This is a genomic window from Brevundimonas sp. UBA2416, from assembly GCF_002343105.1.
Classification (GTDB): domain Bacteria; phylum Pseudomonadota; class Alphaproteobacteria; order Caulobacterales; family Caulobacteraceae; genus Brevundimonas.
This window is the reverse complement of sequence record NZ_DDRM01000015.1, coordinates 144,977-153,804: the sequence shown is the minus strand read 5'-3', so window position 1 is coordinate 153,804 and position 8,828 is coordinate 144,977. Positions and strand designations below refer to the sequence as shown.

The window sequence follows — 8,828 nt, the reverse complement described above, 5'->3', positions numbered from 1 at the left end:
AGCCACTAGCCACTAGCCACTCAGAACTGCTGATACTGCCCGCCGATGGCGTAGCTGAAGCCGACGGGCAGGGCGTTGCGGAACAGGCTTATGAAGTTGGCCACTTCGCCGAGATTCGAGCGCGGCACGAAGATGATGTCGCCGCGGCGGAGGGCGATGACTTCGCCGCGCCGGGGTCGCAGGTCGGCCGCCCGCATCATGCGCACGCCGCCCCGGCCACGCCGGATCAGGGCAACCTCGCCCTGTCTGGCGGTCGGCAGGAAGTCGCCGGCCTGGATGATGGCCTGATAGGCGTCGAGGTCGCCGTTCATCTCGATCATGCCCGGGGTGCGCACCTCGCCGCCGACCCAGACGCGAATGGGTCCGGCCGTCTTCAGGGTGACCTCGACGATCGGGCGGCGCAGCTGGGTGGCGAACGCCTCCGAGGCGTCGCGCTCGACCTCCGCGATGGTCCGGTCGGCGGCCATGATCTGGCCGACCAGCGGCAGGGAAATGCGGCCGTCCGGGCCGATCCTCTGGGTGCGGGTCAGTTCCGAGGCGGTCGGGGTGGCGATCTCGATCTCGTCGCCGGGATAGAGGACGTATTCGGGCTCGGCCTCGGACCAGTCAGCGAAGCCGATCTCGGGGAAGGAGGTTCGACCCCCGGCCAGGATGCGGTTGTCTCCGCCGCGCCCGCCCTGCGGCATCGGCATGCGCGAGCCGTAGTCATCTTCGCCGCCGAGGCCCGGGACGCGGGGGAGTGCCGGCATGCCGCCGCAGCCGCTGACCATCGCCCCGGCGCCGACAAGGCCGAGCAGCAACAGGCGACGGTCGATGGACATGGGGACTCACTCCGCAAAAACAGCGTCGAGGGCAGGGTCGGCGCTTATGGGTAACCAGTGGTTAACGCCGCTGGCCCAAGGCTGACCATTCAAGTCCAGTATGATGGAATCAGTCCGCCCCCCATGCGCACGTCGGCCTACACGACAGTCCGCCCGCGCTACGGCTTCTCTGATGTCGTCGGCCTGCTGTTCCGTGAAACCCTGCTGATGGTCGTGATCTTCCTGGTGGTGTTCGCCATCGGCACGGCGGCGGTGCTGACGCTCAAGAAAACCTACACCGCCACCGCCAGCGTCTATGCCGGGGCCGGGCAGGAATATGTGTATCAGTCCCGGGTCGGGCAGATCGATCCCAGCCAGCCGCTGGAAGCCGACGCCGTGGCCGGGGCGGAGGCGACCATTCTGGGCAGTCTCGAAGTCAAGCGCCGGGCTGTCCGCGCCGTCGGCGCCGATACGGTGCTGGGACCGGACGCGACCGGCACGCCGGCGGAGAAGGAAGCTGCCGCGCTCAAGGCGCTGGACGCCAACCTCGGCGTGGGGGTAACGCCGGGCAGTGCGATCATCGCCGTGTCCTATGAGGCCGATGATCCTGTCCGGGCCGCACAGGTTCTGAACGCCGTCGTCGATCAGTATCTGGTCCGGCGGCGGCAGGTCTTCCAGGGCTCGACCACCCCGGCCTATGCCGCGCAGCGCGAGGCGTTCGAGACCGACCTCAGCACCGCCGACGAGGCCTATAACGCCTTCCTCGCGTCCAACGACATCGGCGACTTCGCCACGGCCAAGGCCAGCCTCGCGGCCAGCTATCAGACCACCCAGGCCGAGGCCCTGTCGCTGCGGGCCCAGCTGAACCAGGCCAGCCAGCGGCTGGCGACGCTCGAGGCCCAGCTGGCGCAACAGCCCGCCGAGGTGGTGCTGCAGCAGGATCTGAACGTCTCGGCCCAGGACCAGATCCTGCAGCTGCGCACCCAGCGCGAGGCCCTGCTGTCGCGCTATACGCCCGAGGCCCAGCCCGTGCGGGACATCGACCAGCAGATCGCCGACCTGCAGGCCTATGTGGCCACCGGCACCACGGTCGGACCCAGGGAGGTCCGTACCGGCCCGAGCACCATCTTCACCGAGATCGAGACCGCCCGGATCACCGCCGCCGCCGACCGGGACGGTCTGGCGGCCCGGCTGGCGGTCGCCGAGAGCCAGCTGAACCAGCTGCGCTCGCGTCTGGCGGAAATGACCCGGCTGGAATCCACCAACGCCAATCTGGCGGGCAATCGCGAAACCCTGACGACCCTGGTGCGCGACTTCCAGCAGCGCGAGAGCGCGGCCCGCGCCAACAGCGCCCTGGTCGCCGCCGGGGCGGACAACGTCAATGTCATCGAGCGCGCGGAAGCGCCCACCAGGGGCTCCAGCCTGAAGGCGCCCCTGCTGGCGGTGGTCTTCCTGTTCGCCGCCTTCACCGCCCTGTGCGTCGGCCTGCTGCGGGTGTTCACGCGGCGGGGCTATGTCACTCCGGCCTCGACCGGGCGCACCCTCGACATGCCCGTTCTGGCCGTCGCCCCGATGAAGGCCCGATGAGCGTGCCCGTGTTAGCGTAGGAGCCTGTAACCGGGCGCGTAGCGATTCGATGGTCGATCTGACATCCGAAATGGCGGCTCTCTGGGCCGCGCTGGGACCGTCGCCGGGTCATCGCGGCCGCGTGGTCCAGATCGCCGCCGCCACCACGGGCGAGGGCGTGTCGACGGTCGCGCGCGAGTACGCCCGTCTGGCCGCTGTGCGGGCGCGCCGCCCCGTCTGGCTGATCGACGCCGACCTGGCCCAGCAGGGTCAGATGGACGCCGTGGCCTCCGAACCTGATCGTTTCGGCCGTATCGGCAAGGCGGCCATCGCCACCCCCGACGGCTCCATCTTCTTCGCCATCACCCCGCGGATCATGGACCGGGCGGGCAAACCGGTGCACCCGGCCCGGCTGATGAGCGCGCGGCCCTGTCTGGGCGGACGGCTTTGGGTCACGCGGTTCGCGGCGGAGCATCTGCGCTCGGGCCAGCGCGCCGAGGCGGTCAGCGACGCCCGCTACTGGGACGCCCTGCGCAAACACGCCGACACGGTGGTGATCGACGCCCCCGCCGCCGACCGCAACGACATGGCCATCACCCTGGCCCCCTATGTCGATGCGACCGTGCTTGTGGTCGCGGCCGAGAGCGGGGCGGCCAATGAGCCGTTGATGCTGCGCGATGAGATCGAGGCGGTGGGCGGCAAGATCGCGGGAGTGGTGGTCAACCGCTCGACCTACAATCCGCCGGCGTTTCTCAAGCGGCTGACCGGCTGACGCGTAGCGAGCGCGTGTGTATTCCGACAACCTTGACGCGTTGATCGAAAAGTGACCTGATTGCGACGGAACGCTCCTGCTCCAGGCCGCTGACCGCGGCTTATGCCTCACGGAGACTGATCATGCGTCGCTTGCTCATCGCTTCCGGCCTGGCGGCCGGCCTTCTGACCCTCGGCGCCTGCGCGACCCTCGGCGAGCCGGTCACCCTTAGCCTGGCCGAACTCGAGCAACGCTGCGAACAGCGCGGCGGCATACTGCAGCCCACCGGCTCGGAAACGGGGCGCCCCCAGACCGATTATATCTGCCGCGAAGCGATGGTGGGTGCGCCGGGACTGACCAATGCGGCGAGGACGAATCTGAACACCGCCGTCGATCAGAGCCTTCGCCGGGGCAACTGATCGGACCCGTTATCCGGTTTCAGGCGGCGGCCCGGTCCAGCCGGGCCACTTCCCGCGCGCCGTAGAAGCGCGGTTCGAACCCCTTCATCCAGAACAGTTTCCCGACGCCGCGCGCGGTGCGGTCATACATCTCGGCTCGCTTCGGACTGGCGATCAGGGTCAGGGCGGCCGACGCCATGCCCCAAATGGCGGTCTGGCCCGCGCCGATGACCATCCAGCGCGCCACGCCGGGCCAGTCCTTCGCCGCCGCCGCCGTCTGGCTGGGGCCCTGGCCATAGGCGAAGGCGCGGGCGAGGGCGTAGTTCAGGGTGGCGCGATGGGCCGGCGCGAACTCCTCCACCCGGGCGTCCGCGGCCCAGCCGAACCGGCCGCCGCGCGCCGCCAGCGCCGCGAACAGGGCGTCGTCCTCGCCGCCGGCCTGATCCGTGCCCGCGTCGAACGGCGCCGGGCCGGGCAGGGCGGTCGCCCGGACCATCAGGGAGTTGCCGCAGCCGAAGGGGTAGTCGATCAACTGTGTCCGATCGGGACCTTCGCGGCCGAAGAACCGCTCCAGCCAGGGCTTCAGCCAGGCCGCGGCGTCGGGCGCCTGTCCGGTGATCGGGCCGAAGACAGCGTCGGCGCCCGTGGTCTCCCGGGCCTTCAGCAGGGCCGCGAGCCAGCCCGGCGAGGCCGCTTCATCGTCATCGAGGAAGGCGATCAAGGGCGCATCCGTCGCGGCCAGTCCGGCGTTACGGGCCGTGGCGACGCCGGGTCGGGGCGCATGGACATAGGTCAGGGGCCAGGGCGACCGCGGGAGCAGGGCCTCGACGGTCGCCGCCGCGGATCCGACCGGATCATTGTCGACCACGACGATGGCGGACACCCGGTCGGCGACGCCGGTCTGGGTGAACAGCGAGCGCAGGGCCCGCTCAAGGCTCTCCGGCCGCCTCAGGGTCGGGACGATGACGGCGACGTCGGCCATCACACGGCGTCCGCATAGAGGGCGGCGCGATACAGACGCAGCGAAAACGCCCGGGCGCCGACCGGCAGCCAGTCCGTATCCGCGCCTCGACGCATCATCCGCCGGAGGCCGGGCAGGCCGGGCAGCCGCTTGAGCAGCCGGGCCGCCTTGTAACTGGGATAGGCGGCGACGATTTCGGGATGTCGGCGGGCCATACGGCCAAAGTTCGGGGCCGACTGCTCATATTTGCCGGCGAGGGAGGCAACGGTGTCGAGTCCCATATGGGTGGCGGCGTTGTCGAGGTGGACGACCCGGAACCGGCGCGACACGCGCATGGCCCATTCCACATCCTCCCAGCCCCAGCCGGTGAAGCCGGGGTCGAAGGCCTCGGACTCGAAGACGTCGCGACGGACCAGCAGGTTGGAGGTGTAGACGTATTTCTCCGGCTGCTTGGCCCGCTCCGTGTAGGGCACGCACTCTGATTTCGCGGCCATGGCGCGGTGGACGGCGAAGCGGGCGTCGGTCGGGGCCTGCAGCAGGGAGAAGCCGCCGAAGGCCACGGCCGGATCCTCTCGCGCGGCCAGATCGGCCCAGTCCCGCAGGAAGCGCCGATGATCAGGCCGCATATCGCTGTCGAGAAACAGCAGGCTGCCGCCCCGCGCGGCCGAGGCCAGACGGTTGCGCCCGATCGATCGCCCTTCGTTGGAGGGCAGGGTGATGAGGCGCACGGGGAGGGCCATGGCCTTGACCTGGCCGGCCAGCCGCGCCGTCAGGGCGGCGTCGCGGGTGCCGTCATCGAGCACCACGATTTCGACCGCGCCATCCACGGAGGCGGCTTCCTCGTCGAGCAGGCTGAGCAACTCGGCGGGATCGTCGCGCAGGAAGGGGATCAACACCGAGACGGCAGGCTTGGCGGCCTTCCAGGCGGGGCTGTCGATCATTTTCGCCCGGACGCTCATGCCGTCGTTCCACGAAGCCGGCGCCTGGCCAGCAGGCTCAGCGCCACGTCACGTACGCCCGCCGCATTCAGGGTCAGGGCGGCGGCGGCATAGACCAGTCCGCCGACGCCGGCGTCGAGCATCAGCTCGCCGAAACCGCCGATGGGGGGCAGGCGGGATACGGCGAGAGCCATCAGGCCCGTCGCCACGCCGCATCTCGCCAGACTTTCCCAGGGGATGGGCAGGGCGACGACACGGCGGCCGATCAGCCAGGTCGCGACCATGCCGATGCCGAAGCTCGCCGCCGTGGACCAGGCCGCGCCCATCAGGCCGAAACGCGGCACGAGGATCAGGTTGAGGACGACATTCAGGCCCGCCGGAATGGCCATGGCGATCAGCAGGCGTCTGGTCTTCTTGCCGAGGGTGAAGGCCTGGCCGAAATAGTAGGCGGTCAGGCCGAACAGCAGGGCCGACAGGGCAATCCACGGTGTCACGCTGGCCGCGGCCGTCCGCAGTTCCTCGCCGATCAGCACCTCGGACAGCGGGCGCGCCACCAAGGCGACCCCCGCCGCCGCCGGCAGGCCGAGCAGCAGGAAGGTCGACAGCTGTTCACGCGCGGCCACCTTCAGCCGGTCCAGGCCGCCGCGCTCGAGCGCCATGACCAGAGCCGGTTGCCCTGCCGTGCCCAGCCACAGGAACAGGACGTCGAGCGTCCGGTTCGCGATCGAATAGCTGGCGTGATAGGCGCCCACGGCCGCCTCATCCATATAGACCGCCAGCAGGAACCGGTCGGTCGAGGCCAGCACGACGGTCAGGGCCAGCGAGGCCGCGATCGGATAGCCGTACACCGCATAGGACCGCAGTCGCCCGCGCTCCGCCGTCCCGCCCCGCGCATGTTTGAGCTCACCCGGAAGGACGAAGGGCAGGGCCGCCAGCGGGGCCAGCGCCAGGCCGAGCAGGGGCGCCGCGCCTCCGGCTCCGCCGAGGGCGAAGGCGACGCCGATCAGCAGTCCGCCGACCGCCACCGACATATCCAGATTGGCGGCTTTCGCCACCTCGCCGGCGGCGCGGTAGCGTTCCTGCGCCAGTTTGACGAAAGACCGTACAGGGCAGCCGGCCAGACCGGCGGCGAGCGCGAATTTCAACAGCGGATCGGCGGGCCAGAGCCACAACACCAGACCGACGACCGGGATGAAGGCGACGCTCAGCCAGGTCGCGGCGCGATACAGGCTGGCGAAATGTCCAGCGAGATCGCTGCCCGGTTTGCCCGAGGCCCAGAAGCGCGCCATGGCCGCCTCCAGCCAGGTGAAGACGGCGACGTGGGCGAGGGTCAGCACCGAGAAGGCGAGGGCGTAGCGGCCGAAATCGGTCGGACTCAACAGCCGGGTGAACAGGATGATGGCCAGGAATCCGACCACGCCCTGAACGATATTCGCCGGCAGATATCCCCAGACGCCGCGCCAGAACATCAGCGACCCCCGGTCAACGGATCGCCGCGCGGTCGCCCAGCAGCACCGGCACGGTGATGGCCATGATCCACAGATCCATCCACAGGGACTGACGCTCGATATAGTCGATGTCGAGCTGTACCCGGCGGCGCACGTCCTGGGCGGTGTGCAGCGGTCCCCGCGACCCGTTGACGGCGGCCCAGCCGGTCATCCCGGGCTTGATGCGGTGGCGGTGGGCGTAGTCGGCGACGAGGCGCGCGCTCTCGATATGGCCCGTCTTCATGCCGATGGCGTGCGGCCGGGGTCCGACCAGCGACATCTCGCCGGCGATGACATTCAGCAGTTGCGGCAGTTCGTCGAGGCTGGTCTTGCGGATGAAGCGGCCGATGCGGGTGACGCGGTCGTCGTCATGGGTCACCTGGCGGCTGGCGGTGGCGTCGGCGGACTCCTGCTTCATAGAGCGGAATTTCCAGACCACGATTTCCTCGTGGTTGAAGCCGTGACGGCGCTGACGGAAGAAGATCGGCCCGGGGCTGTCCAGCCGGATGGCGAGGGCCACGAGGGCCATGGGGATGGCCAGCAGGATCAGGGCGATCAGGCCCAGAACCAGGTCCTGCAGCCGCTTGTTGAAGGCGCGGCGGTCGTCGTCTACCGGCCCCTGCACATCGGCCAGAGGCGCCGCCGCCAGCCGGTCCAGCGCCGACCGGGTCTCGTCCGCGCCATCGGGTTCGACCAGCAGGGTGACCTCATGCGGCAGGGTCCGCAGGGTGGCGTTGAGCTCTCGCACCCGCGCCTCGGCCCGGGGGTCGATCGCCAGAACGATGCGGTCGACATAGGGGGTCATTTTGTGGGTCAGCAGATCGGCCGCCGTGCCCAGAACCGGCACGCCCTCTATGGCCCGCGGGCTGCGCGCCATCCGGTCGTCGAAAATGCCCAGCACATTGAGATCGCGCCGCTTCAGGGCCTCGCGGATGAGGGACTCGGCGTGCCGTGTCGCCCCGACCAGCACGATATTGGGCGTCAGGGCCCCGGAGGCGCGCCACCGGCCGACCATGTCGCTCCAGCCGATATGCAGGGCGTTGAGCGTGATCAGCACCAGTCCGGCCCAGACCAGATAGGCCGACTCCTGCGCCTCTGAACCGCGCAGGACCCAGCCGGCGACCAGCGCCGTGATCGCGCCCGCCGCCACCATCCCGGCGACGGAGGCCAGATGCCGCGCCGTCTTCTGGCCGCGCGCGAAACGGTATCGTCCCAGCGACCGCATCAGGCCCAGGACCGCGGCCGCGCCGAGCACGAAGGGTATCAGCCGCGACACTTCGGTATGGATCAGGGCTCCGGGCGCCGCCGCCCAGGCGCACAACAGGCTGACCGCGACCACGGCGAGGGTGTCGAAGGCCCGGAAATAATGGGCCGCAAGGCGCGAGGCGTGCCTCTGACGCGCGTTCAGCCAGACCTCGGGCCGAAACGGACCGCGCCGGGCCGCACCCCCGGCGACGGCCTCCGTCGGCGCCGCCACAGCCGCGGCGGCCAAGGCCTGGAGGCCTGACGCGTCCATGACGCCCGCATCCAACGGGGCGGCGTCGAACGAATGGCGGCGGACGGCTTCGGTCATGGGGCTCGCAGCAGGGGAGTTCCCGCCCACCATGCACGCCCGCCCTCACTGTCCCGTTAACGCAGGGTGTTTCGCGTGAGCCTCGCGTGTTGACCGTTGCGCCGGTCCGTTTGCTCGGCTAATCACGCCGCCTGCCGGAGACGTGGCCGAGTGGCTGAAGGCAACGGTTTGCTAAATCGTCGTACCCTGTAAGGGGTACCCAGGGTTCGAATCCCTGCGTCTCCGCCAGAACCTTCCCGCAAAGCCCGCCGGGCGAACATCGACCAGATCCTTGTGTCCGGCACGCTGCGGGCGGCTCAACATCCCGGACGCCTGAATTTCCCGACTGCCCGCGCCCCGTACTGCAGTTTTGTG

8 protein-coding genes and 1 tRNA gene are annotated in these 8,828 nt (G+C 69.8%); 4 read left to right on the top strand and 5 right to left on the bottom strand.

Annotation, left to right across the window (positions count from 1 at the left end):
- Nucleotides 1-20 precede the first annotated feature (20 nt).
- On the bottom strand, nucleotides 21-821 hold the full coding sequence (locus B3E43_RS04805) for a polysaccharide biosynthesis/export family protein (RefSeq protein WP_292027122.1): 801 nt from the start codon (nucleotides 819-821) through the stop codon (nucleotides 21-23).
- A 123-nt stretch (nucleotides 822-944) separates the two neighbouring features.
- On the opposite strand from B3E43_RS04805, the gene B3E43_RS04800 reads away from it, so the two are divergent.
- The 3 genes from B3E43_RS04800 (at nucleotide 945) to B3E43_RS04790 (ending at nucleotide 3,536) form a co-directional block, all read left to right on the top strand.
- The gene (locus B3E43_RS04800) at nucleotides 945-2,387 is read left to right on the top strand and encodes a GumC family protein (protein WP_292027120.1); all 1,443 of its coding nucleotides are present in this window, start codon (nucleotides 945-947) and stop codon (nucleotides 2,385-2,387) included.
- Nucleotides 2,388-2,457: 70 nt separating this feature from the next.
- Nucleotides 2,458-3,138 carry a hfsB gene (locus tag B3E43_RS04795; protein ID WP_292027118.1) on the top strand — a complete coding sequence of 227 codons (681 nt, stop codon included), beginning with the start codon at nucleotides 2,458-2,460 and terminating at the stop codon, nucleotides 3,136-3,138.
- 122 nt (nucleotides 3,139-3,260) lie between these two features.
- Complete coding sequence (locus B3E43_RS04790; protein WP_292027116.1) at nucleotides 3,261-3,536, top strand: hypothetical protein; 276 nt, start codon at nucleotides 3,261-3,263, stop codon at nucleotides 3,534-3,536.
- Nucleotides 3,537-3,555: 19 nt separating this feature from the next.
- On the opposite strand, the gene B3E43_RS04785 is transcribed toward B3E43_RS04790, so the two are convergent.
- From B3E43_RS04785 to B3E43_RS04770, 4 genes are read right to left on the bottom strand one after another with little or no spacing between them, the layout of a single operon-like run.
- The gene (locus tag B3E43_RS04785; protein ID WP_292027114.1) at nucleotides 3,556-4,497 is read right to left on the bottom strand and encodes a glycosyltransferase family 2 protein; all 942 of its coding nucleotides are present in this window, start codon (nucleotides 4,495-4,497) and stop codon (nucleotides 3,556-3,558) included.
- Nucleotides 4,497-5,435 (bottom strand): glycosyltransferase family 2 protein, encoded by a 939-nt coding sequence (locus tag B3E43_RS04780; protein WP_292027112.1) that lies wholly within the window; start codon nucleotides 5,433-5,435, stop codon nucleotides 4,497-4,499. The genes B3E43_RS04785 and B3E43_RS04780 overlap by 1 nt, the downstream gene beginning before the upstream one ends.
- Nucleotides 5,432-6,883 carry a lipopolysaccharide biosynthesis protein gene (locus B3E43_RS04775; protein ID WP_292027111.1) on the bottom strand — a complete coding sequence of 484 codons (1,452 nt, stop codon included), beginning with the start codon at nucleotides 6,881-6,883 and terminating at the stop codon, nucleotides 5,432-5,434. The genes B3E43_RS04780 and B3E43_RS04775 overlap by 4 nt, the downstream gene beginning before the upstream one ends.
- A gap of 13 nt (nucleotides 6,884-6,896) precedes the next feature.
- Nucleotides 6,897-8,474, bottom strand: coding sequence for an exopolysaccharide biosynthesis polyprenyl glycosylphosphotransferase (locus tag B3E43_RS04770; RefSeq protein WP_292027110.1), 1,578 nt, complete (start codon nucleotides 8,472-8,474; stop codon nucleotides 6,897-6,899).
- A 136-nt stretch (nucleotides 8,475-8,610) separates the two neighbouring features.
- On the opposite strand from B3E43_RS04770, the gene B3E43_RS04765 reads away from it, so the two are divergent.
- Nucleotides 8,611-8,702 (top strand) — tRNA-Ser (locus tag B3E43_RS04765).
- Nucleotides 8,703-8,828 lie beyond the last annotated feature (126 nt).